Below are 22291 nucleotides of genomic sequence, written 5' to 3'. Positions count from 1 at the left end.
TATTGTAACATCAGGATCTACAGAGGGGGTACCTATGAATGTCACTCTTACAAAGGTTGATTGAACAGGCGAAAACACCAAATGGATGGATCGGCTCCTGGATGCTACGGATTATGAATATCACGCATCGAGGTATGAATGCATGGTTTATTAGACAAGGGGCTATTAATGATGGAGATCGTGTGTTGGATATAGGGTGTGGTGGAGGAAAAACACTCCAAATTTTATCAAAATTGAATCCAAATGGTATAATCTATGGTATCGATATCTCCTCACAAGCCGTAAAGGAATCGATTAAAATGAATGTAGCACAAGTCAAAAATGGCACGGTTATTGTCAAGGAGGCAAGTGTATCGAGTATTCCATACGAGGACCAATTTTTTGATGCCATCACTGCCTTTCAAACACATTATTTTTGGCCATCGTTAGAGCAGGACGTTACGGAAGTATGGCGTGTGCTAAAAAGCGGAGGGAAATTGATTATCATCGCAGAGCTTTACAAAATGAACTACCATATGGAAGCTTATCAAACACCAGCTACCATGAAGGAATTATTAGAACGTACCGGTTTTCAAACAGTCTATGTTACGGAAAAATCGAGTAAAGGATGGCTCTGTATTACAGCCATTAAGTAATCTATACATAAAAATGGAGGATCAAAAAATGAAAAGATGTGATTGGGTCAAGCTTGATGAGCCGTTGTATGTGGAATACCATGACAAGGAATGGGGTGTACCAGTCTATGATGATCGGCATTTATTTGAGATGCTTTGTTTAGAGGGGGCACAGGCAGGGCTAAGCTGGTGGACAATTTTACAAAAGCGTGAAGGCTACCGCGAGGCGTTTGATGGATTTGATGTGGAAAAAATTATCCTTTATACAGAGGACAAGCTGCAGGACTTACAGCAAGATACGCGAATTGTGCGCAATAAATTAAAAATAGCGAGCGTTGTAACGAATGCCAAGGCATATTTGCAAATTCAAGAAAAACATGGTTCATTCTCTAATTATATTTGGGGATTTGTTGATCATAAGCCAATCATCAATGAATGGGCTTCTATTTCAGAAGTCCCCGTGACGACAGATAGTAGTGATCGTATGAGCAAGCAATTGAAGAAGGATGGGTTCAAATTTGTTGGTAGTACCATTTGTTATTCCTTTATGCAGGCTGTGGGTATGGTGAATGATCATATAATGGATTGCTGCTGCCGACAACAGGAGTTAGCACATGACAATTGAAGAAATTAGGGCTCAACTGGCAAGGCCCGCTACGGTTTTTCAAACGGGTGGCGTTCGACCTACACATCATTTGATGGAAAGCTGGATAGGGTATGTAGGTTGGTCTTTCCCAGAGGAGCAGCAACCATCCGGCTATCAGCCACTTGCTACATTCTTTCTTCAAGACCTACCATATGTACCTACAGCACTCAAATCCTTTCAATTACTAACTATATTTGTCCATGACCACGTATACGACCATTTAAATGAGGATGATCTTCGTCCTTATTTTGATATTAGAGCGTACACAACATTGGAAGGCTTGGTAAAACGTGAATGGCAGCATGATCAACTACGAGCCTTCCCGCTAATGCCAAAGCTTATCACGAATGACTATCCACTATGGGATGGTGGGGGTATGCCTGCTCAATTGGAGGAGAAGATTTTGACCTTGGAGCAGGAAGGAACGCTGGATTATTTTGATGATATCGTGGAAGAACTGTATCCGCTTCATAAAATCGGTGGCTACCCAACCTTTTGCCAAAGTGGCATTGATTTTGGAGAGGGTTCTCCATTTGTCCTTCAAATTGCCTCAGATGCCAAGGCACAGCTGAACATTGTGGATAACGGCAATTTTTATTTTTTCTATCATGAAACAACACGGTCTTGGCACGTTTATTGCGATTTCTACTAAAAGTTAGGGTCTCACTCTTTCTTGAATTGTAAAATTGATTAGTTGATAAATAACATATAACCCGAGATAAGCACCTGTGATGAGGAAAATGGGGTGTAAGAAAACAGCGTGAATTGTTGTCATAAAGAACGCATCCTCAAGAATAATTTGCGTAATAGAGGTAGCGGCAATAACCGCTAAAATGTTGAGAGGATGGCGAAAGCTAGTCCATTTTTGCTGAAGATAAACCATGAAGCACGGTATTACAATAAGGACAGCCAGCATGGAGATGGTCACCCTATCACATCCTTTTCTTGTAGGTTGCCCTTGTTTGCTTGTGCATAAACAAAAGATCACGTTAGGAGGGAAAAGCGTTGAGGTGGCAAGATGGAGGGGTGAAAAGAGTAAAGAGGGTGAAAAAAGTGGAGCATAAAACGGTCGTTAAAAATGGTATTGGCTTTGGTTCGGTTTTGGCGATTACGATTTCATGGAGTGTCAATCATTCTATTATTTGGGCAATCATCCATGGCTGCTTTAGCTGGTTGTATGTCATTTATTATGCCATTATTCGCTAAGCTTGCATGTCAAACTATCAACTTGTTTGAATAAAAATAACTTTGGGTACATAAAAACTAACCAATCATAAATGATGATTAGTTCGCATAAATAACAAAGTGCTCTTTTTCCAAAGAACAAACAGATCGGTATGAACGAAGAAAGGTTGATAGAATGACACATCAAGTAACGGCTTTAAGTAATGTTAATGGGAAAGCTACAGGAGTAGAAAGTATTTTACAAAATGTAGCCTTTATTTTATCGACGTTTACGATCCCTTGTCCGCTTCGAGAATATGTGACAAGGTCTGATATTCGTAAACCCTTCCAACGTATGAAGAAAATAAACACAAAACGCCTCATAGAATGTATCCAACGATTTGAGCCACGAGCTGTCGTAGTGGACGTTGATTATCTTGGCGATGTGAATATAGGGAAACTAGAGCCTATTGTTAAAGTGATTGTGAATGAATAAAAATCAAAATCTAATTCTGCCAGGTGCGATGACTAGAACCTGGCAGAAGATAAAATGTGCGAGTAGTTATACGATTTATAGTATATGAACTGGTATCAAAAGCTTCTATTACGCAGGATTTGCGCTTCTAATCGCAACAATTTGTTGGCAATCAATAATGAGTGGGGACGCTGCAGCATTCTCTACCTCAAAGAACGTAGCACAGCAAGTTTTAGGATCTAAGCTAACGAAATAAACACCAGTGAAGCTACCCCCACCTGCTAAAATAACGTCAACAAAAGCGCCAGTAGATAAGCATCTTAATTGATGACAGATACAGCCTTTACAGCGGTGATCTTGCTCTTCTTCGCAACAACATTTCTCCTCTTTTTTACAAGGGCATTTATCTTCCTTATGTTCCCACTCACATTTACATTTTTCATGTTTTCGTTCCCACTTATGCTCACACTTACATTTGTCCTGCTTTTCTTCACATTTCTTTTCTACATGACAATTGCATTTTACATTGTGTTCGCAGGATTTTTCTTTCTTTTTATTCCAATTCATATAATGATTAAATCTACTATCTTGCATCTTTTAATCTCCCTTTTTGTAAGTTTTAGTAAGGGTAGCGCTAACCTTTACATTCATAATCTATGAAGGAATAAACATTACACCTTAGTAATTTGCCCCCTGAAACAGATTAAAATTATTTTTTGAAAAACAATGAGAGAACTAACTATTTAAATGAGTAATAAAAATAACAGCTTCAGGGCTACAATTTACTAGAATTCCGCCTTTTAATTTCGTGGAGAAATGGAGTGAATGAATGAAGAGCTTACTTCAAATCTTCTGTTTATTTATATGTCTGATGGTGGTAATCCCGTTTCTAATAGAAGAAAAGAAGCCTGTAACTTCAACCACGAGCCCCGTTAACTCATCTCCTTATGCAGTAGAATTTGGCGAAAAATTACAGGCTACTAATTTTACAAAAAAGGTGTTACAAGCAATACGAGAGGCAGGTTATTCTCCTGATAGTACAGTTGGTTATTTAATAGATTCTCCTGATCATCAAGTCATTACGATTCAATTACATGATGGGGAAGAGATTGATATCAGTACAGAGAGTGAAATTCAATCCATTATCGACGAGCTGGCTAAAAAGAATAATTTGCATCTATTTATTGTCAATGTGGAGTTGCTAGAGAAATAAGAATTAGGACGGTGTAGTTTGTCCAACCTCCTGTGAAGGTCAAAACCCTTTTAACATATAATGGCGTGCTATAATGACAGGGAGGTGAGACAAATGAATATGTTAGTTTTAGGTGCTAGTGGGCGTGTAGGTCGTCATATTGTTGCACGAGCCATACAGGATCAACATACTGTGACAGCATTGGTTCGTGATCCTAATAAATTACAGCTGGACGATCAACATCTGCATGTCATCCAAGGAAATGTTTTACACAAGCAGGATGTGGAGCGAGCGATGGCCAATGTGGATGTCGTTGTGAGCGCGTTAAACACGGATGGAAGCGATACATTATCTACTAGTTTACCGTTGATTTTAGAGGTTATGACACAGCAACATGTCAAACGAATCATTACGATAGGAACTGCAGGAATCTTACAAAGTCGAGTAACCCCGTCTATTTATCGTTATCAATCGACGGAATCAAAACGAAAATCTACCTTTGCGGCTCAGGAGCATCAACGTGTTTTTGAACAATTACAGCAATCGGAATTGGATTGGACCATCGTTTGTCCTACCTATTTGCCTGATGGCGCTTTGACCGGGAGCTATCGGGTAGAGCGAGATTTTTTGCCTGAAGAGGGCACACAAATTTCGGTTGCAGATACAGCGGACTTTGCCTACAAGCAAATTTTTAGTCAGGAATTTCTAAAAACGCGCGTTGGGATTGCATACTAAGAGGGGAGAAGGAAATGAAAGTGATTCATTCTATTATTGGGATGATGATTACTCTTGTTGGACTTGCCTTTCTCTGTACAACCATTGATGATGCACCTATTAGAAATATCATGCTAAAAGTCTATGGAATAGTGATTGTGTTCGTTGGTACATTTTATCTCAAAAAAATCGCGAAATTTGGTAAACAATAGCCTTTTTACTTTGATATAGGTCGAATGATTTAATGTGATGACAGTGTTCTGAAATTTAGATTGCCAAAGTGGACGAAAAGTATGAAAAAATATATGTATATTTTCCTTTTTATAGAAGGTTTGCTATACTTTATATTGAATATATCTTATAAGAGGTGATTGTTTGGACAATGAGATATCAAATAACTGTCAATATCCTAAACACCTAACAAACCAAGATGGAATCGAAACGACAGAATTATATGTCATCAAGATAACAAAGGAACAAGTGGATAGGTTGATAGAGGATATCGATCAAACATTAAAGGCGTCTATATGACGTCTTTTTTTATTCACTAAAATGAAAAAAGTCACCTTCCTAGGGAAAGTGACCTCAAAAACAGGAGAGGAAAGGTTAGAAATGCTTTACACTACTATACATATGTGAAAGTAGAGTCGTTTGCTAGCCATTTGCCCCAGTGGTAGATTAAAATTTCTTATATTTCTAGCATAAGCATTTGCCCCATCCCCATATACATTATGTACAACCTCAGTCCTTTTGACAGGAAAAAGAATAATTCAATGCCAAATAATCTCGTACGATTTTTGGCTGTCCTCCATTTTCAAGACATAGCTTACTAGCGATTTTAATTTCCTTTTGATTATAGTGGGATTGCACACCAATTAAAAATATGCCCGACAATATGACTAAAGTACCGACCGCCAAAACATATTTTATAATTCTTTTCAATCATCTTACCCCCATCTTCTTACGTCATTGCTCTTCTTTAGCATATGTTCAATCAACAAAGGATTATGTTTAATTGACACTACGTATACATTTGTATACAATATGATCTAATTAATTGTATACAAATGTATACAAAGGAGGGCTTTTACGAGATGAGAGGTACAGGATTTAGAGAACATATGAGAGAAGGACATCACCGTGGGGGGCGTCACAGAGGCATGGATGGTACAGCACAGCGAGGAGCTAAAACATTCCGACGTGGAAAAGCAGTATCCTTTTTAGAAATGCTACAGGTCAAACGGGCAACAATTAAACAGCAATTGGAGCAGCCAGAGTTTCAATCGATTCAACAAATATTAATTGGCGAATTAAAGGCTATTGATATGGTCATTCAGGAATTTAGTCAGCTCTTTGACATTCATGAAAGCGAAACGACGGATACATCTGATGGCTCACAGGAGCAAGAGGGAGAAAACGTACATGAAACAACTGAATAACTATATGGATGAGGTATATTATCAGCAAGATAGTATATTGGAGGATGTTCTTGCCTCCATTGCGGCTAATGGCATGCCCGCCATTTCAGTATCACCTTCCTCTGGAAAGTTACTGACGATGCTCGTATCGATTACAGGGGCTAAGGCTATTTTAGAAATTGGTGCACTAGGTGGGTATAGTGGCATCTGTTTAGCAAGAGGAATCGAGGGGGAGGGCTCATTGACCTCTCTAGAGTTAGAGGAAAAATATGCACAGCTAGCCGCTAAAAATCTTGCTAAGGCAGGCTTTGCTGAGCGTGTTACGTATATAACGGGTCCCGCACTTGCTAGTTTGGATAGGCTAGTGGCAGAGGAGCGATGTTTTGATTTCTTCTTTATTGATGCAGATAAGGATAACTACGAAAATTATTTAGCTTATTGCATTAAGCTGGCAAACTCTGGAGCATTAATCGTGACAGATAATGTCCTCGCTGCAGGCAGTGTAGCAGATCCTACAATCGCACCAAAGCGTTATACAGCCATCATGAAACAATTCAATGTGACAGTGGCTAATCATTCACAGCTTGAATCCATTCTTCTCCCAATTGGAGATGGCATGACCGTTTCCAAGGTCAAAAAATAGTTAATGTTTGTGGCAACTAGTAATGGTAAAATATTGTTAGAAAACCATAAGGGAGAGATGCTTTTGAAGCAAGCACTAGTCGTGATCGATGCGCAGCAGGAATTGATAGAAGGAAATGACAAGGAACAAGCCGTCTATCGCAAAGATGAATTACTGGAAACAATCAATGCCGTTATTGAAAAGGCTAAAGAGGCAAATGCACCTATTATTTTTGTCCGAGATAAAGATGTAGCTGATGGGGAAGGGGATGGCTTTCAAGTACATCAAGCAATCCAAATACCCGAGACAGCAAGCTATTTTGATAAATATGCAACAAATGCTTTTTACAACACAGGCCTACTCGAGTACTTACAGGCAAATGATATCCAGCATGTAGTTATAATGGGCTGTAAAACGGAGCATTGTATCGATACAGCAGTAAGAACCGCTACAATCCATGGGCTTGATGTCACCTTAGTTGCTGATGGGCATTCAACGAACGGTTCAGATTACTTATCACCAGAGGATACAGTAGCACATCATAATAATATTCTGCATGGCCATTATAATGTCGATCATTTCTCACTTGTGCGAAGTGCTGACGAAGCATTATTTGAACCGACTCATAATAGATACCGCTAATTCAAAATGACCAAGAATGCTCTGTTCTTGGTCATTTATCATCCATTTACATATAGAGAAAATTGAGTATCCAGCCTCCTATAGTGCATACAATGCCAAATATGATTAAAAGTAGCCCATGTCTAGCTGCATCATAATCCTTTCGAAGCACGACCCCCATACATATAGCCATAAGCCCGCAAAAAGCTTGGAATAAAAGAAGGGCGAACGCCACATTGACCCAACCGATCAAGAGGAGTAATCGCTTACTATTATGTTCTTGTACCATTTATTGTTCTCCTTTATCTTGTATATGTAAATAAAGTGCATAGCTAATTGCGACTAGTAGTAATAGTTTTCCTATTAATAGTGTACAATTCCTGTACAATAGTACAAGCGGTGATTTCAAAAATGAAGACATGTAGAGGTATGTATGTTATCCCATTAAAAGTAAGGGAAGATCTTGTCCAATTATTTTATTTACAAATATTGTAATATAAGCTATTTTTATACACAAAGGTTGTTCATCTTCATAGGGCCACTGAGTGAGCAGTGACCCTACGTATCAAGTCAGGAGGTGTAAGGCTAAAATTAGCTTTACACTATTATATGTGTGAAAAAGTAGCTTTTAATGCTAGTTATTGGCCTGTGTAATAGATTATTTTTTGTCGGACGACTAAATAGTGCACCAATTGTCGGATGAGGTGCTACGTTTCCTGCTATTGTTGTGACTAAGGGAGGTAATGGATGTGGATTCATTAACAAGATTGAATGAGGCTATTGCTTATATCGAGAACAATTTAACAGAGGACATTAACCTAAAGGAGGCTGCTAGAATTGCCTATTGTTCAGAATATCATTTTAAACGCATGTTTTCTTTTTTAGCAGGAGTCTCGTTGTCCGAGTATATTCGTCGTAGGCGTTTAACTCTCGCTGCGCTGGAACTATCGAACTCCTCTATGAGAATTCTCGATATTGCGGTGCGTTATGGCTATCGCTCTGCAGACGCTTTTACAAGAGCCTTTCAGCAAATGCATGGAGTCACACCATCCGAGGCAAGACGAAGTGGTCAAAACTTTAAAGCTTTTCCAAGGATGACCTTCCAACTAACAATAAAAGGAGGTAGTGAAATGAATTATCGACTCGAGCACAAAGAAGCATTTCACATCATTGGTATTATGAAAAGAGTACCAATTGTCTTTCATGGAGAAAATCAAGCCATTACAGAAATGGCACGCACTTTAACTATGGAGGACATTGAACAACTTAAAAAGCTGTCCAATGTAGAGCCAAAGGGAATCATCCAAGCATCTGCTAATTTTTCAGAGGGGAGAATGGAGGAAAAGGGTGAGCTTGATCATTACATTGGTGTAGCCACAACAAAAACCGTTTCTACCCATTTTACACAGTTGGATGTACCTGCTTGTACGTGGGCTGTCTTTGAAGCGATCGGGCCTTTCCCGCAAACCCTTCAAGAAACATGGGGACGCATTTATGCCGAATGGTTCCCGTCATCTGGCTATGAGCAAATAGCAGGGCCTGAAATTGTCCGTCATGCAAGCACTGAATTCTCTTCGCCAACCTTTACAAGTGAAATTTGGATACCTATTCAAAAAATGAAGCCTCTTGTATAAAGCGAGGCTCTCTACCGTATTTTCGTTCCATTAGGTACGGCTTGGTCAGGAGTTAACAGAATGACATCGCCTTCAACTGGCACCCCACCAATCACTAACACCTCTGACTTAAAACCAGCGACTCGACGCGGAGGGAAATTGACAATCGCCACGACTTGCTTACCAATCATTTTTTCGGGTGAATAGCGCTTAGTAATTTGGGCAGAAGACTGTTTAACACCAAGCTCTTCACCAAAATCGATCGTCATTTTAATAGCGGGTACTCGTGCTTTTGGCAGTTCTTCAGCTTCCAACACCGTGCCAATTCGTATATCAAGTGCTGCAAAATCTTCTATTGTCGCCATAAATAGACTCCTTTTTATAGCAATGTTATCATTATCTAGAAAAATATTCAAAAAAGAAGAGCACGCATAGTGCTCTTCCTTTTTTAACGACGGTGCTCTACCAGGTCAATGGCTCCTAACACAATGTGTGCTAAGCCAAAGCCAAAAAGGGTATTAGCTACCATTTTGTTGGAACCATGTTTTTGCTTCATGGCATACCCTGCTGCAGTAACTGCTGACCCTAAAATAGTGGGGATTAAACCTTCACGAATACCATTCATAAATAGATCCCTCCGTCGTCTAATTTGGCATGATTTTCACACCATTCTTACTATGAACGATTCGCAACCATACTATACTAAGCATCTACCGTATCGATAATAAAAGCAGTAATTGCTGTTTTTTCTGCATTCGTAAAGGCTTTGCAAAATAGAACAATAGCACTTTCTTCATGGTCAAACCATAAATAGCGTATCTCTGTTACAAAGTAACTTTGATCGTTCATTTCATACACATCAATGTCCAGCAATGCTTCATCAAGTGGCCATGTCAAATTGCCCTGTAACTCGAAAACCTCCTGCAAAAAGGTAGCCGTTTTCTCCGTTAGTGTTTGCTCTCGTATAAGTTTTTCATATCTTTTATGTACTAAATCTTCCAATGTCTTTTTTGTTAATGCGATTAATTGCTCCTCCATTTGCATCGTATTCCACCCCATTATATAGTCAATGCCTCCTGCAAAATAACATGTGCTAACTTATGATCGTTGATTAAATCAGGCACTCCCTCAGGCTCCACCCAAATCCGGTCAATTGTTTCATGCTCACCCCAAAACGGTAGACACTCTTCAATGGTCATTTTGTAAAAAAGCTGATAGCCAATCATTGGATATTTACCGCCTTCAATAAAAAATGGGTTTTCTTCGTGACTTACTTCAATCGCACCGATATATTGAATAGAACCTTTCACATAACCTTCTTCTAAAGCCTCGCGATGCAGCGCCTCCTCTGGGGTTTCCCCAAATTCAACATGGCCACCAGGATAATTAAATCCACGATTTTTAACGTACACGAGTAAAACACGACCATGGTGAAAACAAATACCATGTACACTGGTCACTTTACTACTTTCTTGTACGATTTGTTGAGGAAGCCATGTCAGCTTAATAGACTGTCCGCTCCAATTGACATACTGTTGTATCATCCATGTTACCTCCTATCGTAACTATTGTAGTGAATTTTAAAAAGTTTGTATATGTACATTTTGGGATAATTTTGAAACGAAAGGCACAATTAATCGTATACTAGAATAAGGGGGACTGCATATGAAGTATGTAAGTATTGGAACAGTATTGTCAATTGTAGGTGTGCTCTGTTCAATCTTTTTCTGGGGCACGGAGAAAGCCCATTTACTTCCAGGGCTGTTAGGAGGAATCTTCATCTTCGTCTCGATGCTACTGTCAGGAGCCTTGGCGAACGGAGATAGAATACGTGCCAATTTCGCCACAGAAACGCAACAAGATCGAAACGACCGCAATCGCATCATGAAAAACGCCTTACTACTAGCATTACCAAATATGATTGTAGCCATTTTCGCCTATTACATGTGAGGACTTGTAAAAAAGGGTGACCATCTGTCATGGAATGGCTATCGATCAAACTAGGAGCGCTAACCACCAGAAAGTCCGTTGTATCCATCACATATAGATTTTTATCCGCCAGTTTGAGCAGCCAATCCGTCTTGAGCGGGGCTATCAATCAAAAAAGGCGTGCTATCCACCAGATTGTCCGTTGTATCCATCACATATGGAATCCTATCCATCAGAAAGCCCATTTTATCCATCACATTTAGATTACTATCCGCCAGTTTAGGTACCTAAACCATTTGGAGCGGGGCTATCAATCAAAAAAGGCGTGCTATCCACCAGATTGTCCGTTGTATCCATCACATATGGAATCCTATCCATCAGAAAGCCCATTTTATCCATCACATTTAGATTACTATCCGCCAGTTTAGGTACCTAAACCATTTGGAGCAGAGCTATCAATCAAAAAAGGCGTGCTATCCACCGGTTTGTCCGTTGTATCCATCACATATGGAATCCTATCCATCAGAAAGCCCATTTTATCCATCACATTTAGATTACTATCCGCCAGTTTAGGTACCTAAACCATTTGGAGCGGGGCTATCAATCAAAAAAGGCGTGCTATCCATCGGTTTGTCCGTTGTATCGATCACATATAGATTTTTATCCGCCAGTTTGAGCAGCCAATCCGTCTGGAGCGGGGCAATCAATCAAAAAAGGCGTGCTATCCACCAGATTGTCCGTTGTATCCGTCACATATAGATTTTTATCCGCCATTTTAGGGACCCAAACCATCTGGAGCGGGGCTATCGATCAAACTAGGAGCTCTATCCACCAGATAGCACGTTGTATCCGTCACATATAGATTTCTATCCGCCAGTTTGAGCAGCCAATCCGTCTGGAGCGGGGCTATCGATCAAACTAGGAGCGCTATCCACCAGATAGCACGTTGTATCCGTCACATATAGATTTTTATCCGCCAGTTTGAGCAGCCAATCCGTCTTGAGCGGGGCTATCAATCAAAAAAGGCGTGCTATCCACCAGATTGTCCGTTGTATCGATCACATTTAGATTTTTATCCGCCATTTTAGGGACCCAAACCATCTTGAGCGGGGCTATCGATCAAACTAGGAGCTCTATCCACCAGATAGCACGTTGTATCCATCACATATAGATTTTTATCCGCCAGTTTGAGCAGCCAATCCGTCTGGAGCGGGGCAATCAATCAAAAAAGGCGTGCTATCCACCAGATTGTCCGTTGTATCGATCACATTTAATGTTTTATCCGCCAGTTTGAGCAGCCAATCCGTCTGGAGCGGGGCAATCAATCAAAAAAGGCGTGCTATCCACCAGATTGTCCGTTGTATCCGTCACATATAGATTTTTATCGCCAGTTTAGGCACCTAAACCATTTGGAGAAATGCTATCGATCAAAAAAGAAGGATACATTATTCATCACCTCCAGTAACCCAACCGTTTTCAAAAAATCCAATCCATCTAACCAGAAAGGATGTTGTGCCCTATGGAAGAAGAAAAAGATTATTATCCAGAAGCCTCCAGATATACGTTGGCTGTTGTACTTTTTACGCTTATTGTTTGGGGTATTTATGATTGGCGAAATGCCCATGTCTATAGTTTTCAGTTCCTATTAATTAATGAAATTGTTATTACGCTTAGCATCGTGCGCTATATTTTGAAGAAGAGAGATCAGAAACGTATGCGCTCTTCATAGTCGTTACATATAAAATCATAAAAAGTGTCACATCTACCCTAGGTGTGGCTTTTTTTGTTGCATTTAATAGGGATGAGTACATTTGCAATAGAGAGGTGGTACTATGCAATTAACAGATGGCACACGGACATTTGAAACGGACATGATTGATGAGGCTGCCATTAAAAAGGATCGTGATGAGCAGGAGCGGGAAATGCTCAATGCCTTTGCACGTTATGCTTACTTACGATACAAGCAAATACGCGACAAAGTAAATCCTCGTAAATGCAGATATATGTATATCCATCAAGTTCGCCAGCAACTAACATCTCCCGCTAGGCTCCAACGTGTTTGCAAGTTGTTATCGATGACGGAAGAAGAAGTTCTATACATTGTGGAATTTGTGCGAAAGTATCTGAAATACGTGAAGTAAACCTCATCTCAATAGATGGGGTTTTTTTACATAATTTCTAGAGAGAATTGTTTCTCAACCACCCACTGGATATAGTATGATGAACGTGGATAAAGGAGTGAGAGTAGTTGAGATTTATTAAATTTCTAGTGGTCATCGTAATTTTCCTTGGCTTGGTTGGATACGGTGTATTACATTTCGGTACAAAATTTGCCTCAGAAAAGATTGTTGATACATTATCAACAGAATTAGAAAACAGTGGGCAAATGGACGAAATTAAAAACACGATTGAAAATGATCCGCAATTAAAGGCCTATATGGAGGAAGCCCAAACGGTAGATAGAAGTACATTGCCATTTACGACAAAAGAAGAGGCGACTAAAGTGTTGATTCAAAAAGTGGGGATCACAGAGCTGAATGATATTCGAGTAAAATTACAAGATGGCTCGATGACACAAGAAGAAGCCCTGCAAAAGGTTGAAGGGAAACTGTCAGATGAGGAAATCGCCGCTTTAAAAGTCATCGTTTATGAAGAGCTATATCAATAAAATGAAGCAGAAGCAAACGTTTGCTTCTGCTTGCTCATTAACCATCACAAATCATTAAAATATTCCCATCTAAATCTTGAATGTTGAAGTAAGCAAAGTCATCAAAACGTTCTATTTCACGAACAATTGGAATGCCTTTGTCTTTGATATATTGATAGGCATCGTCAATATTATTGGTGTAGAAGTTAAATAACACATGTTTTGATGGCTGAAGCTTAAAGCCCGGATCAAATGTGTGATCATCTAGGGTAATACCTGTTTCTGAGGTAACGGGTAGATTGTAAACAGGAGATACTACCTTTTCTTGATAATAGGGCAGACCGAGAAGCTGACTATACCACTCTGCTGATTGATGTAAATCTCGGACATGAATAAAAACATTATTTACTTTTTTAGTAAGAGGGGACGCTGCAATTTTCATTTATTTACCACCTTTCTATTGTTTTAGTATAATTTCGCTAAAAATTTGATTTCACCTGCTTGTAAAGGCGTGCTCTTATGGCATGTCTTTTTTTTATGAATGTCCCTTTTTCTCGGAATTTCTTTATATAAGTATTGAAGATAGACACAACAGCGAGAAAGAGGGATGGGAATGATTTATCGCGTAGCGAAAAAGGGGAATTTTGTTGTATTGGACAAAGAATTTTTAAATGATGACCAATTAAGCTGGAAAGCAAAGGGGTTACTTGCCTATATGCTGTCTTTGCCAGATGATTGGTCTTTTAGCCTTTCAGATTTAGCGACACGAAGTAAATGTGGGCGAGAAGCGACAGCGAGTATTATGGATGAACTGATAGAGGCGGGCTATTTACAAAAAGCACAAAAAAGAACAAAGGATGGTAAGTTTGGCAAGGTGGAATTTTTCGTCTTTGAAGCGCCAACATGTGCTGCCATGCCGTCAACGGGATATCCGTCAACGGTAACACCGCAAACGGAAAAGCCGACACTACTAAAGAATAAGTTACTAAATAACCAATTACTAAAAAATAAAGATCATGATGATAAGAAACCTATGTCCACTGCCTCTCACTTTTATGAGCAACAAGGCTTTGGCTCTCAATGCGCCTATATCACGAGTAAAATTCATTATTGGCTCACTATTTTTTCGGAGGAAATGGTTGTTCATGCGATGAAGCTAGCTGTGGAACACAATGTTTTACGCTGGAGTTATGTAGAAAAAATCCTGCAAAATTGGTTTAATAACAAAATAAAAAGTCTGGCAGATATCGCAATCGATCAACAGCATTTTCAAGCACGTAAGCAACAGGTGCAGCCGAAGAAAGCTAAAAGACGTCGAGAAATCATTCCAAAGTGGTTTCATCAGCGTCATGAAGAAGACCCTCCAAGTAATCAGCAGCCAGCTATTGATTTTGAAGCAGAACGTCAAAAAATATTAGCATTATTAGGGAGCGGATAATCATCCGTATACCATATTGGCTTCGTCCATGAAAAGTGATCATGATCCTGTAAAATTAGCTGAATTCTCTCTAAGGCGTCGTCAAAGGATGGTGGGTCATATTGACGTGTCCACACAATGGTTGAAAAAACAGTCATTGCAGCATATAAGGCATAGAGTTGCCAAAAAGTCTCGTCTGGAGCAGAGGGGAAGTAGCCATTGATTTGCCCTATACAAAAGGGGATGCTATGTCGTCTACTAAATAAGGCGAGGTTATAAAAATCATGATAGGGATCGCCCACATCAAAGCCATTAAAATCGATAATCCCATTGAACGTCTGGTCTTTACAAATGATGTGACCAAGATGGAAATCATCATGAAGTAGAGTAATGGGACGGTGCTTTAAAAGTGGCAAATGGGCATCAATAAAGCTCACAAGTTTAGTTTCCTGTGGAAGATGATAGGAGTCCTGTTGGTATGCCTTAAAATAAGTAAAGAATTTCTTTCGCTGTGATGCCTCCCAATTCATGTTTTGAGGGGGATTCACTCGATGAATAGCGCTTAATTGTTTCCCAGCAGCTAGCCCAAGCTGATATTGCTCGGAGTCAGAGAGTTGATGGATAGTCTCATCTGCAGGGGAGCCTTCCAAAAAACTGACGACCATTGCGGATAAATTGGCCTCACGAAGCACCGTATAGTCAATCGCTTTATGCGTATGAACACCTTGTTTTGCTAGGTCTTGTAGCAATGCAAATTCCTTTTGGCGTTTTTCGTGATGCACAAGGTCTGATAATCGTACGAAATAACGCGTTTCCCCAACGGTTATGAGATATTTGTCATCAGGTGAATAGCCTTTGTTGACTTTTGTCATGTGCGTAAAACCGTGTAAGCTTGGTAATTGATTCATAATATCTACTAAACGCATATTTTTCTCCCTCTCTTTCAATATTTTAGAAGATACAAAATACTACAGGAGACATTGCTTTGTCAATATCTTGGAGAGAAGGAAGGGGTAAAAAATTCATATTGAAAACATAGTAAAAGAGCACAACTAACTAGAAATCACATAAGTGCGAGCATTTACTAACAATAAGGGAATGTCTTTGCTTTCAAGGGTCCTTCCCTCTCTAGCAGTAAGCCCCATGAGTACGATCCTCTTAGCAACAAACATTTCCCTAGAACTGTAGATAAAAAGTATGATTTGTAAAAAATTGATAGGAAAGGACGGTGCACTATGAGTTATGTTATTGAGAAACAAATGATGTCAGGGTTACCTAATCAGGCGCTTGTAGCAGTAAAATACGTTGTGGCGCATGAATCAGGGAATAGCAGTAATACAGGGCCATACGCATTGGAAAACGAGATTGCCTATATGAATAAAAATAAAGCCAATGCCTTCGTATCCCACTGGGTAGGCGGTGGTGGACGAATCGTACAAGTAGCCCCAGTGAATCGGGTGCAATATGGCTGCGGTCCGAAAGGCAATCCGTATAGCTATGCCCAGGTCGAGCTGGCGCGGACGTCTGACAAGGAACAATTTAAAAAGGATTATGCGGCATATATATGGCTGTTACGTAAACTAGCCATCGAGGCAGGGGTTCCTACTGTATTAGATGGAAGTGGTAATGGCATTAAGTCCCATCGTTGGATTGCCGACAATTTGGGTGGAACCACACATTCAGATCCTTTTGACTATTTAAAAAGCATGGGGATTACAGAAGCACAGTTCCAGCAAGACATTAAAAATGGACTTGAGGAGGGATTAACCGTGTCACAATATAATGAGCTGAAACAGGAAATCGAAGCGCTAAAAAGCTTGTTGGCTGAAAAAGCGAGTTTACAATCAAGCAGGGATGTAGGCGCAGCCCATAAAGAGGCGTGGGAATGGGCTGTTAATGAGGGCATCATCCGTGGGGATGGCAGTAAGAATATGAACCCAGCCGGCGTCCTCACGCGTGAGCAAATGGCGACCATGCTCAAGCGGTATTACGATAAATTTATAGCAACCAATTAACTTGGGGATACTGAAGGATAAAGCTCATTAGCAATCAAGAGCTTTATCCTTTTTCTTAGAATAGAGGTATTCTCAAACTTTTGTCGAATGTAGTAGAAGAGAGGAGGGGTTTGGATGATAACAAAAATAAGAAAAGTGAAATTTGAACAAGAAAGGAAAAATCCATTATATCAAGTAATTATGGAGTGTCCGGATGGAAAACAATTATATGTAAAGTTTGATTATACCTATAAAACGAAAAATTTTTGGCCACTAGAAGTAAATTATAATAAAAAGAACTACGGAGCGAAATTAGCATGGTATACCAATAAAGTCGAGAAAATGACAGTCGCTTTATTTTTAGAGACGATTGCTAAAAAAATCAACAAGAAATACGACTTTGACTTAAAGCAACAATAAAAAAGCAGCACCCTAACAAGAGTACTGCTGAAAAGCCTGTTCTTTATTTTGTCGAGATATAAACAATCAATGCTGCCTCATCAAATGTTACGTTTGCGCCAAGAGCCTGACTAACAAATCGTAAAGGCACCATTGTTGTTCCTTGATAAATTTCAGCAGGATGGCTAAGCGTGATTGTTGATGAAGTACCATTTGCATCAACATAAGCTTTTTTATTCCCCACACCAATCACAATTTTTTTACTGTCCTTTACTGCCGTCACTTTTTTTGTGGCACTATCATAGGAAACCGTTGCCCCAAGCGATTCAAAAATAGCCTTCATTGGCACGAGGGTTGTACCATTTTTCATATAAGCACCTGGCGTATAATTTTGTTTTTCATTATTCAAATAAACCGCCACTTTTGTCAATGCAGGAGCAACAGTTACTACAGGTGTCTGCGTATAGTTGCTTTGTCCACCTGAAGACGATCCACCTTGATTGCTGCCATTGCCATTATGATAATGGTAGCCTGAACAAAGACCCTTTGCCTTTGATTTTTCTGAACAGTTGTGACCGCCATTACTATCTAGACGTCCAGGATGAGCGTCCGCAATAGAGGTTGTAGCGAAAAACAATGTCAGCATCGCTAAAAATAATACTAATTTTTTCATATAAATCCTCCTAAAATTGAAATACATGGTTATTATACTATTAAAAAGTAAATTTTGACATGTTTTTATAGGATTTTAGATTGAGAACAATGTTAAATGAATACAAAAGTGGCACTAACAGACAATGAAATGCGTGTCTTGTTAGTGCCTTTTTTATACCTAAGTTTATCCAAAAAAGAGCATCAACCCTTTTTTGGATCAATGCCCTGCAACGAATTAACATCTTACATATTTACGTTTAAATCCAACTCGTCCTCGTTCTACTTCCTTTTGGATATTTTCATATGCGTGGAGTGTCGTGCTTTTTTTGTTATCTCGCTTCATTTCTACTGGACCAATAGCCTGTGCCGTTTCAACAGCCAGGTCGTGAAGTGGCACATAGGAAATGGCCACAGTGTAGAGAAAATTATTCATCGCAGATTTAGTCCGTTCTGGCGCATTATGAATGGTCGTTTTCACCACTTCGAGCATGTTGGCCAACTTGCTTTCTGAAAATTCGTTATCCTTGCGATTTCCTAATAACCAGCAATAGCAGCTCCAACCTGCTGACATTTTCAGCTCCTCACCGCTCGCAATCCATGCATCCGCCACTTCTTGGGCAATCGGCGCTTCCGCTAAAGTGACCGCTACGACATAATCAGACAGCATATAAAAATAAGCGGAATCCATCCAGCGATCAAAATCTTCTGCGGTCATTGCCTTTGGATCGGCAATAACCCCAGCAAAATACATCGCATCATAATTGCCTGTAGCATAGAGCTCCTCCGCTAAAGCCTGATCAATTTTTATTTTCTTCGCTATAGGCTTCATAGCACCTGTTGCTACGCCAAACAGTGGCTCATGCGCACCATTCGACATATACATTTTTTTCGTACGTTCCTTGCCTAGAGCCTCTAGCTCCTGCATCACCATTTCTGCATCCATACTAGCACTTCCTTCTTCGCTTTTTTCTACGTCATTCTTATTATCCTATAGTGGATGTCCTTTTGTCATGGTCGATGCTGTTTCACGAAGCGTGTTAAAGTCTATTCCAAATAAACATAAATTGTGCGGCATCAGACTCGAGGGCAATTTGGTGATAGTCAGTAGAATCATCATCTATAATCAAGCGACCTTTTTGCACATTTAAAATGGCATGTTTCACTGATTCTGGATGTTCCGTTGAGTAGTGGGAATCCTTTAGGAGGGTCAGGGCAGATCGACATTTATGTTTATCAATTCGCTCATTTTTTCCTTTGAAATATAGCTTTATTAGATAGGGGGTATCATCGATAATTAAACCGAGTTCAGGATTTGATCTTACTGTTAATTCCTCACAATACCAATTAGCCTTACCAGGTTCAAACCATTTTACATCTTTATTTTTAAAGAATTTCACATAGGCTTTTACAGCTTCTTGATAATTTTTCTGTCGGGCTGGGAGGGCATTGTCCACAATGTCGAGTAAATAGGAGTCATTCAAGCGCTGTTCATGGTATTTTTTTAAACCGTCGCGTAAGGCCTTCCAATAATCTTTAATCGGATGATAATCTCCCTGATATTTTATATCTTTCACAAACTTTGTCTTAGCTGCACTTCCTTTCATCGTAAAGTCTGTAAATTGAGTTAAACCAATTGATGGCTTTGTTATAATCGTCACGCTCACATCACCCTTCTTTCATCTTCCATAGATTAGTATTATATTGGAAAGCGTAAAATTATATGATTTTATCGAGATTTTGAACGGGGTAGAAAGAGTTCTATTAAGATAGAAAAATAAGTTTTTTAAGAAAATATGTTTAGATGTGTTTGAGCTGGGAATATAAATAGCGAGCTAGTCAAAGCTCAAAAAAATATTTAGGAGGAATAGAAATGGCTAACAAGCAAAACAATCGCAACAGAAACAACAATGAAAACATGACTGTCGAAGAAGCGGGACGTAAAGGCGGAGAAGCTACCTCCAGAAATCATGATCGTGATTTTTATGAAGAGATTGGACGTAAAGGCGGAGAAGCTACGTCTAAAAATCACGGTCAAGAATTTTATCAGGAAATTGGACGCAAGGGTGGGGAAGCTACGGCTGAAAACCACGGCGAAGAATTTTATGAAGAAATTGGACGCAAAGGCGGAGAAGCTACCTCAAAAAATCACGACGACGATTTTTATGAGGAAATAGGCCGTAAAGGTGGAGAAGCTCGCAGTAAGCAGCGTAGTGATAACTCCAACGGTAACCGTCGTAATAACGATAACAACTAAATTATTCACGTATAATATAACCATTCACACAAAAGGCGTTTGTAGTTGATTAACTACAAACGCTTTTTTATTGTGCATTTCCTCTAAAGCGCAGGATAAATTTGTTGAATTTCTCCTAATTGTAGTATATATTTAATCCGCTTCTATTATAGTATCAATAGCTTGTGTTTTAGAGGAAATGAGGATAGAGATCATGACAAAACAACATAAAGAAAAAGAACTATATGATGTAATCTACACCGTCATACAGGCTGTAGGCATGACGGTGACGATAAAACAAGACCATTCGGGTATTAATATGAGTTACAATTTCATTGGGGATTATGTAGGATTCGATGCAAAACGATTAATAGAAGCGAGAAATGAGCTAAAGCTGCCAATTTCACTTGAGGTGTATGTAAAAACAATGACCTTACATGAACTAGGGCATGCGATGGATCGTGATGCATTACAAGCATCACTACCACGCACAATTGAAATTTATACGATGAAAAAACAATATTCCTTAAAGGAGATTTATCGTCAGGAGCATCTATTAACGATGATGCTTGAAGAACACGAAATGAATATTCAATTTGAGCAAACAGCATGGGATAACGCAAGAGCTCTTAACCATATACACCAGTTCGTATCAGAAACAGACTTTGACAATATAATGCAGCATAGCCTTGCAACATATAAGACATTATATGAGCACGATGTGCAAGCCTATCACCATCTTTTGAACCAGCAGGTTGTTCAATTAGCATAGCTAGAAATCATTATTTCATACCTTGCTGGGAATAGATCATACCAAATAGGGCAATGTAATACTACTTGGAGGTGATTATTTTGACAAAAGGTAAGCAATATAAACGCCAGTCAGAATTGGCGGAATTAGCGACAGATTTAAGTCCAGATGATTTAGATGTGCGTGAAGATAATCCTTTAACACAGGAACAAAAGAAAAATTCGAACGAAAGTAATCGTTCAAACAAAGCACGCAAATCTCAATCATAACCTCTACACCACAATCACTTTGATTGTGGTGTTATTTTAATTTGGTAATTTTTGGACCAATGTCGAGGATACTTCGCTTTGAGGGGCGTATCCTGTAGCTTACAGTGTTCTATCCATCACTTAGCGCGTGCTATCCGCAACTTTCCTGATTTTATCCGTCACTTAACACGTGCTATCCACCACTTTCCTGATTTTATCCGTCAAATTGAGCGATCTATCCACCAGAATAAAACGTATCTTCCACTTTGATTGCTTTATCCGTTACATTGAGCGAGCTATCCGCTATTTTTCTGAATTTATCCGTCAAATTGAGCAATCTATCCACCAGAATAAAACGTATCCTCCACTTTGATTGCTTTATCCGTTACAATGAGCGAGCTATCCACTACTTTTCTGATTTTATCCGTTACATTGAGCAATCTATCCACCAACATAAAGCGTATCCTCCACTTTGATTGCTCTATCCGTCACTTAGCGCGAGCTATCCGCTACTTTTCTGATTTTATCCGTCAAATTGAGCGATCTATCCACCAGAATAAAACGTATCCTCCACTTTGATTGCTTTATCCGTTACAATGAGCGAGCTATCCACCAACATAAAGCGTATCCTCCACTTTGATTGCTCTATCCGTCACTAAGCGCGAACTATCCGCTACTTTTCTAATTTTATCCGTCAAATTGAGCAATCTATCCACCAGAATAAAACGTATCCTCCACTATTGGTCAACAGGTAGAGAGAGGCAACAGATATATTTACAAATATCATCAATGCCTACTTTAAACAGAGGAATATATGTTAGAATTTATATAACTAATGAGAGGAGTTGGAAAAATTGTCTTTATTTATTGTATTTTTAGGGATCATCGTTATTGTTGGTATCGTCAGTAATGTAAGTAAACAACACAATAAATCGAACGA

General features: G+C 39.4%; 36 protein-coding genes. 23 read left to right on the top strand and 13 right to left on the bottom strand.

Annotated elements, in window-relative coordinates; genetic code table 11:
• The first annotated feature begins 38 nt into the window (after nt 1-38).
• The 3 genes from SJW71_RS14195 to SJW71_RS14185 are packed head-to-tail and all read left to right on the top strand — an operon-like array spanning nt 39 to nt 1912.
• A complete protein-coding gene (locus tag SJW71_RS14195) occupies nt 39-635 on the top strand; it encodes a class I SAM-dependent methyltransferase (RefSeq protein ID WP_341386057.1) in 597 nt (198 codons plus the stop codon).
• Nucleotides 636-663: 28 nt separating this feature from the next.
• Nucleotides 664-1239: a DNA-3-methyladenine glycosylase I gene (locus SJW71_RS14190; RefSeq protein ID WP_431811060.1), complete on the top strand. Its 576-nt coding sequence runs from the start codon at nt 664-666 to the stop codon at nt 1237-1239.
• Entirely contained in the window at nt 1229-1912 is a 684-nt protein-coding gene (locus SJW71_RS14185) for a DUF1963 domain-containing protein (protein WP_274796855.1), read from the top strand. Before SJW71_RS14190 ends, SJW71_RS14185 begins: the two co-directional genes overlap by 11 nt.
• A 3-nt stretch (nt 1913-1915) precedes the next feature.
• Here SJW71_RS14185 and SJW71_RS14180 read toward each other — a convergent pair whose 3' ends face one another.
• Nucleotides 1916-2188, bottom strand: coding sequence for a transposase (locus tag SJW71_RS14180; RefSeq protein ID WP_312506198.1), 273 nt, complete (start codon nt 2186-2188; stop codon nt 1916-1918).
• 77 nt (nt 2189-2265) lie between these two features.
• Between SJW71_RS14180 and SJW71_RS14175 the strand changes: the two genes are divergently transcribed.
• Nucleotides 2266-2466: a hypothetical protein gene (locus SJW71_RS14175; protein ID WP_274796857.1), complete on the top strand. Its 201-nt coding sequence runs from the start codon at nt 2266-2268 to the stop codon at nt 2464-2466.
• A gap of 154 nt (nt 2467-2620) precedes the next feature.
• On the top strand, nt 2621-2920 hold the full coding sequence (locus SJW71_RS14170; protein ID WP_274796858.1) for a hypothetical protein: 300 nt from the start codon (nt 2621-2623) through the stop codon (nt 2918-2920).
• A 108-nt stretch (nt 2921-3028) separates the two neighbouring features.
• On the opposite strand, the gene SJW71_RS14165 is transcribed toward SJW71_RS14170, so the two are convergent.
• The gene (locus SJW71_RS14165) at nt 3029-3493 is read right to left on the bottom strand and encodes a hypothetical protein (RefSeq protein WP_274796859.1); all 465 of its coding nucleotides are present in this window, start codon (nt 3491-3493) and stop codon (nt 3029-3031) included.
• Between the two features lie 235 nt (nt 3494-3728).
• Here SJW71_RS14165 and SJW71_RS14160 point away from each other — a divergent pair, with 235 nt between their 5' ends.
• From SJW71_RS14160 to SJW71_RS14145, 4 genes are all read left to right on the top strand, one after another.
• On the top strand, nt 3729-4112 hold the full coding sequence (locus SJW71_RS14160) for a hypothetical protein (protein ID WP_274796860.1): 384 nt from the start codon (nt 3729-3731) through the stop codon (nt 4110-4112).
• A gap of 93 nt (nt 4113-4205) precedes the next feature.
• Complete coding sequence (locus tag SJW71_RS14155) at nt 4206-4826, top strand: NAD(P)-dependent oxidoreductase (RefSeq protein WP_322611672.1); 621 nt, start codon at nt 4206-4208, stop codon at nt 4824-4826.
• A 14-nt stretch (nt 4827-4840) separates the two neighbouring features.
• The gene (locus tag SJW71_RS14150) at nt 4841-5017 is read left to right on the top strand and encodes a hypothetical protein (protein WP_274796862.1); all 177 of its coding nucleotides are present in this window, start codon (nt 4841-4843) and stop codon (nt 5015-5017) included.
• A gap of 163 nt (nt 5018-5180) precedes the next feature.
• Nucleotides 5181-5336, top strand: coding sequence for a hypothetical protein (locus SJW71_RS14145; RefSeq protein ID WP_274796863.1), 156 nt, complete (start codon nt 5181-5183; stop codon nt 5334-5336).
• Nucleotides 5337-5546: 210 nt separating this feature from the next.
• On the opposite strand, the gene SJW71_RS14140 is transcribed toward SJW71_RS14145, so the two are convergent.
• Nucleotides 5547-5747, bottom strand: a complete 201-nt coding sequence (locus SJW71_RS14140; RefSeq protein WP_274796864.1) for a hypothetical protein — start codon at nt 5745-5747, stop codon at nt 5547-5549.
• A 152-nt stretch (nt 5748-5899) separates the two neighbouring features.
• Between SJW71_RS14140 and SJW71_RS14135 the strand changes: the two genes are divergently transcribed.
• The 3 genes from SJW71_RS14135 (at nt 5900) to SJW71_RS14125 (ending at nt 7487) form a co-directional block, all read left to right on the top strand.
• Complete coding sequence (locus SJW71_RS14135; RefSeq protein WP_274796865.1) at nt 5900-6244, top strand: hypothetical protein; 345 nt, start codon at nt 5900-5902, stop codon at nt 6242-6244.
• A complete protein-coding gene (locus SJW71_RS14130; RefSeq protein ID WP_431811059.1) occupies nt 6228-6866 on the top strand; it encodes an O-methyltransferase in 639 nt (212 codons plus the stop codon). Before SJW71_RS14135 ends, SJW71_RS14130 begins: the two co-directional genes overlap by 17 nt.
• 63 nt (nt 6867-6929) lie before the next feature.
• On the top strand, nt 6930-7487 hold the full coding sequence (locus SJW71_RS14125; protein WP_312506192.1) for a cysteine hydrolase family protein: 558 nt from the start codon (nt 6930-6932) through the stop codon (nt 7485-7487).
• 46 nt (nt 7488-7533) lie between these two features.
• Here the strand turns inward: SJW71_RS14125 and SJW71_RS14120 are convergent, their stop codons facing one another.
• Nucleotides 7534-7755 carry a hypothetical protein gene (locus tag SJW71_RS14120; protein ID WP_312506191.1) on the bottom strand — a complete coding sequence of 74 codons (222 nt, stop codon included), beginning with the start codon at nt 7753-7755 and terminating at the stop codon, nt 7534-7536.
• Nucleotides 7756-8215: 460 nt separating this feature from the next.
• Here SJW71_RS14120 and SJW71_RS14115 point away from each other — a divergent pair, with 460 nt between their 5' ends.
• A complete protein-coding gene (locus SJW71_RS14115; RefSeq protein ID WP_274796868.1) occupies nt 8216-9100 on the top strand; it encodes an AraC family transcriptional regulator in 885 nt (294 codons plus the stop codon).
• A gap of 11 nt (nt 9101-9111) precedes the next feature.
• Here the strand turns inward: SJW71_RS14115 and csaA are convergent, their stop codons facing one another.
• From csaA to SJW71_RS14095, 4 genes are all read right to left on the bottom strand, one after another.
• Entirely contained in the window at nt 9112-9444 is a 333-nt protein-coding gene (gene csaA / locus SJW71_RS14110) for a chaperone CsaA (protein WP_274796869.1), read from the bottom strand.
• A gap of 83 nt (nt 9445-9527) precedes the next feature.
• On the bottom strand, nt 9528-9704 hold the full coding sequence (locus SJW71_RS14105; protein ID WP_036128914.1) for a hypothetical protein: 177 nt from the start codon (nt 9702-9704) through the stop codon (nt 9528-9530).
• A 77-nt stretch (nt 9705-9781) separates the two neighbouring features.
• The gene (locus SJW71_RS14100; RefSeq protein WP_431811058.1) at nt 9782-10138 is read right to left on the bottom strand and encodes a DUF7668 domain-containing protein; all 357 of its coding nucleotides are present in this window, start codon (nt 10136-10138) and stop codon (nt 9782-9784) included.
• The gene (locus SJW71_RS14095; RefSeq protein WP_431811057.1) at nt 10138-10623 is read right to left on the bottom strand and encodes an NUDIX hydrolase; all 486 of its coding nucleotides are present in this window, start codon (nt 10621-10623) and stop codon (nt 10138-10140) included. Before SJW71_RS14095 ends, SJW71_RS14100 begins: the two co-directional genes overlap by 1 nt.
• 121 nt (nt 10624-10744) lie before the next feature.
• On the opposite strand from SJW71_RS14095, the gene SJW71_RS14090 reads away from it, so the two are divergent.
• From SJW71_RS14090 to SJW71_RS14075, 4 genes are all read left to right on the top strand, one after another.
• Nucleotides 10745-11029, top strand: a complete 285-nt coding sequence (locus tag SJW71_RS14090) for a DUF5316 domain-containing protein (RefSeq protein ID WP_431811056.1) — start codon at nt 10745-10747, stop codon at nt 11027-11029.
• Nucleotides 11030-12527: 1498 nt separating this feature from the next.
• Nucleotides 12528-12737 carry a hypothetical protein gene (locus SJW71_RS14085; RefSeq protein WP_274796873.1) on the top strand — a complete coding sequence of 70 codons (210 nt, stop codon included), beginning with the start codon at nt 12528-12530 and terminating at the stop codon, nt 12735-12737.
• Between the two features lie 103 nt (nt 12738-12840).
• Nucleotides 12841-13149: a hypothetical protein gene (locus tag SJW71_RS14080; protein WP_274796874.1), complete on the top strand. Its 309-nt coding sequence runs from the start codon at nt 12841-12843 to the stop codon at nt 13147-13149.
• A 107-nt stretch (nt 13150-13256) separates the two neighbouring features.
• Nucleotides 13257-13676: a hypothetical protein gene (locus SJW71_RS14075; protein WP_274796875.1), complete on the top strand. Its 420-nt coding sequence runs from the start codon at nt 13257-13259 to the stop codon at nt 13674-13676.
• A gap of 37 nt (nt 13677-13713) precedes the next feature.
• Here the strand turns inward: SJW71_RS14075 and SJW71_RS14070 are convergent, their stop codons facing one another.
• The gene (locus SJW71_RS14070) at nt 13714-14097 is read right to left on the bottom strand and encodes a VOC family protein (protein WP_431811055.1); all 384 of its coding nucleotides are present in this window, start codon (nt 14095-14097) and stop codon (nt 13714-13716) included.
• Between the two features lie 171 nt (nt 14098-14268).
• Here SJW71_RS14070 and SJW71_RS14065 point away from each other — a divergent pair, with 171 nt between their 5' ends.
• Entirely contained in the window at nt 14269-15093 is an 825-nt protein-coding gene (locus tag SJW71_RS14065; RefSeq protein WP_407133771.1) for a DnaD domain protein, read from the top strand.
• Here the strand turns inward: SJW71_RS14065 and SJW71_RS14060 are convergent.
• On the bottom strand, nt 15060-15998 hold the full coding sequence (locus SJW71_RS14060; protein WP_407133773.1) for an aminoglycoside phosphotransferase family protein: 939 nt from the start codon (nt 15996-15998) through the stop codon (nt 15060-15062). The two genes, SJW71_RS14065 and SJW71_RS14060, sit on opposite strands and share 34 nt — an antisense overlap.
• 309 nt (nt 15999-16307) lie before the next feature.
• Here SJW71_RS14060 and SJW71_RS14055 point away from each other — a divergent pair, with 309 nt between their 5' ends.
• Together SJW71_RS14055 and SJW71_RS14050 are read left to right on the top strand one after the other, a co-directional pair.
• Entirely contained in the window at nt 16308-17087 is a 780-nt protein-coding gene (locus tag SJW71_RS14055; protein WP_312506179.1) for an N-acetylmuramoyl-L-alanine amidase, read from the top strand.
• Between the two features lie 114 nt (nt 17088-17201).
• Nucleotides 17202-17486 (top strand): hypothetical protein, encoded by a 285-nt coding sequence (locus SJW71_RS14050; protein ID WP_274796881.1) that lies wholly within the window; start codon nt 17202-17204, stop codon nt 17484-17486.
• A gap of 43 nt (nt 17487-17529) precedes the next feature.
• Here the strand turns inward: SJW71_RS14050 and SJW71_RS14045 are convergent, their stop codons facing one another.
• From SJW71_RS14045 to SJW71_RS14035, 3 genes are all read right to left on the bottom strand, one after another.
• A complete protein-coding gene (locus SJW71_RS14045) occupies nt 17530-18138 on the bottom strand; it encodes a copper amine oxidase N-terminal domain-containing protein (protein ID WP_274796882.1) in 609 nt (202 codons plus the stop codon).
• A 216-nt stretch (nt 18139-18354) separates the two neighbouring features.
• Entirely contained in the window at nt 18355-19062 is a 708-nt protein-coding gene (locus SJW71_RS14040) for a DNA alkylation repair protein (protein WP_274796883.1), read from the bottom strand.
• Between the two features lie 94 nt (nt 19063-19156).
• Complete coding sequence (locus SJW71_RS14035) at nt 19157-19777, bottom strand: hypothetical protein (protein ID WP_274796884.1); 621 nt, start codon at nt 19775-19777, stop codon at nt 19157-19159.
• A gap of 212 nt (nt 19778-19989) precedes the next feature.
• Here SJW71_RS14035 and SJW71_RS14030 point away from each other — a divergent pair, with 212 nt between their 5' ends.
• The 3 genes from SJW71_RS14030 to SJW71_RS14020 all read left to right on the top strand — a co-directional run bounded on the left by SJW71_RS14030 (nt 19990) and on the right by SJW71_RS14020 (nt 21372).
• Nucleotides 19990-20373 (top strand): KGG domain-containing protein, encoded by a 384-nt coding sequence (locus SJW71_RS14030; protein WP_396631739.1) that lies wholly within the window; start codon nt 19990-19992, stop codon nt 20371-20373.
• Between the two features lie 193 nt (nt 20374-20566).
• A complete protein-coding gene (locus SJW71_RS14025) occupies nt 20567-21124 on the top strand; it encodes an integrase (RefSeq protein ID WP_431811054.1) in 558 nt (185 codons plus the stop codon).
• Nucleotides 21125-21204: 80 nt separating this feature from the next.
• On the top strand, nt 21205-21372 hold the full coding sequence (locus SJW71_RS14020; RefSeq protein WP_274797402.1) for a hypothetical protein: 168 nt from the start codon (nt 21205-21207) through the stop codon (nt 21370-21372).
• The last annotated feature ends 919 nt before the right edge of the window (nt 21373-22291 follow it).

It is taken from the genome of Lysinibacillus sp. FW12 (genome assembly GCF_050817245.1).
GTDB classification, from domain to species: Bacteria; Bacillota; Bacilli; order Bacillales_A; family Planococcaceae; genus Lysinibacillus; species Lysinibacillus irui.
Note: the sequence above shows the minus strand (reverse complement) of the source record. Positions and strands in the feature narration are given on the sequence as shown.

Bases quoted from the DNA above. Each gene is read 5' to 3' on its own strand.
- SJW71_RS14195 (WP_341386057.1), top strand. From the start codon at position 39: ATGTCACTCTTACAAAGGTTGATTGAACAGGCGAAAACACCAAATGGA.
- SJW71_RS14190 (WP_431811060.1), top strand. From the start codon at position 664: ATGAAAAGATGTGATTGGGTCAAGCTTGATGAGCCGTTGTATGTGGAA.
- SJW71_RS14185 (WP_274796855.1), top strand. From the start codon at position 1,229: ATGACAATTGAAGAAATTAGGGCTCAACTGGCAAGGCCCGCTACGGTT.
- SJW71_RS14170 (WP_274796858.1), top strand. From the start codon at position 2,621: ATGACACATCAAGTAACGGCTTTAAGTAATGTTAATGGGAAAGCTACA.
- SJW71_RS14165 (WP_274796859.1), bottom strand. From the start codon at position 3,493: ATGCAAGATAGTAGATTTAATCATTATATGAATTGGAATAAAAAGAAA.
- SJW71_RS14160 (WP_274796860.1), top strand. From the start codon at position 3,729: ATGAAGAGCTTACTTCAAATCTTCTGTTTATTTATATGTCTGATGGTG.
- SJW71_RS14155 (WP_322611672.1), top strand. From the start codon at position 4,206: ATGAATATGTTAGTTTTAGGTGCTAGTGGGCGTGTAGGTCGTCATATT.
- SJW71_RS14150 (WP_274796862.1), top strand. From the start codon at position 4,841: ATGAAAGTGATTCATTCTATTATTGGGATGATGATTACTCTTGTTGGA.
- SJW71_RS14135 (WP_274796865.1), top strand. From the start codon at position 5,900: ATGAGAGGTACAGGATTTAGAGAACATATGAGAGAAGGACATCACCGT.
- SJW71_RS14130 (WP_431811059.1), top strand. From the start codon at position 6,228: ATGAAACAACTGAATAACTATATGGATGAGGTATATTATCAGCAAGAT.
- SJW71_RS14120 (WP_312506191.1), bottom strand. From the start codon at position 7,755: ATGGTACAAGAACATAATAGTAAGCGATTACTCCTCTTGATCGGTTGG.
- csaA (WP_274796869.1), bottom strand. From the start codon at position 9,444: ATGGCGACAATAGAAGATTTTGCAGCACTTGATATACGAATTGGCACG.
- SJW71_RS14105 (WP_036128914.1), bottom strand. From the start codon at position 9,704: ATGAATGGTATTCGTGAAGGTTTAATCCCCACTATTTTAGGGTCAGCA.
- SJW71_RS14100 (WP_431811058.1), bottom strand. From the start codon at position 10,138: ATGGGGTGGAATACGATGCAAATGGAGGAGCAATTAATCGCATTAACA.
- SJW71_RS14095 (WP_431811057.1), bottom strand. From the start codon at position 10,623: ATGATACAACAGTATGTCAATTGGAGCGGACAGTCTATTAAGCTGACA.
- SJW71_RS14090 (WP_431811056.1), top strand. From the start codon at position 10,745: ATGAAGTATGTAAGTATTGGAACAGTATTGTCAATTGTAGGTGTGCTC.
- SJW71_RS14085 (WP_274796873.1), top strand. From the start codon at position 12,528: ATGGAAGAAGAAAAAGATTATTATCCAGAAGCCTCCAGATATACGTTG.
- SJW71_RS14080 (WP_274796874.1), top strand. From the start codon at position 12,841: ATGCAATTAACAGATGGCACACGGACATTTGAAACGGACATGATTGAT.
- SJW71_RS14070 (WP_431811055.1), bottom strand. From the start codon at position 14,097: ATGAAAATTGCAGCGTCCCCTCTTACTAAAAAAGTAAATAATGTTTTT.
- SJW71_RS14065 (WP_407133771.1), top strand. From the start codon at position 14,269: ATGATTTATCGCGTAGCGAAAAAGGGGAATTTTGTTGTATTGGACAAA.
- SJW71_RS14060 (WP_407133773.1), bottom strand. From the start codon at position 15,998: ATGCGTTTAGTAGATATTATGAATCAATTACCAAGCTTACACGGTTTT.
- SJW71_RS14055 (WP_312506179.1), top strand. From the start codon at position 16,308: ATGAGTTATGTTATTGAGAAACAAATGATGTCAGGGTTACCTAATCAG.
- SJW71_RS14050 (WP_274796881.1), top strand. From the start codon at position 17,202: ATGATAACAAAAATAAGAAAAGTGAAATTTGAACAAGAAAGGAAAAAT.
- SJW71_RS14045 (WP_274796882.1), bottom strand. From the start codon at position 18,138: ATGAAAAAATTAGTATTATTTTTAGCGATGCTGACATTGTTTTTCGCT.
- SJW71_RS14040 (WP_274796883.1), bottom strand. From the start codon at position 19,062: ATGGATGCAGAAATGGTGATGCAGGAGCTAGAGGCTCTAGGCAAGGAA.
- SJW71_RS14030 (WP_396631739.1), top strand. From the start codon at position 19,990: ATGGCTAACAAGCAAAACAATCGCAACAGAAACAACAATGAAAACATG.
- SJW71_RS14025 (WP_431811054.1), top strand. From the start codon at position 20,567: ATGACAAAACAACATAAAGAAAAAGAACTATATGATGTAATCTACACC.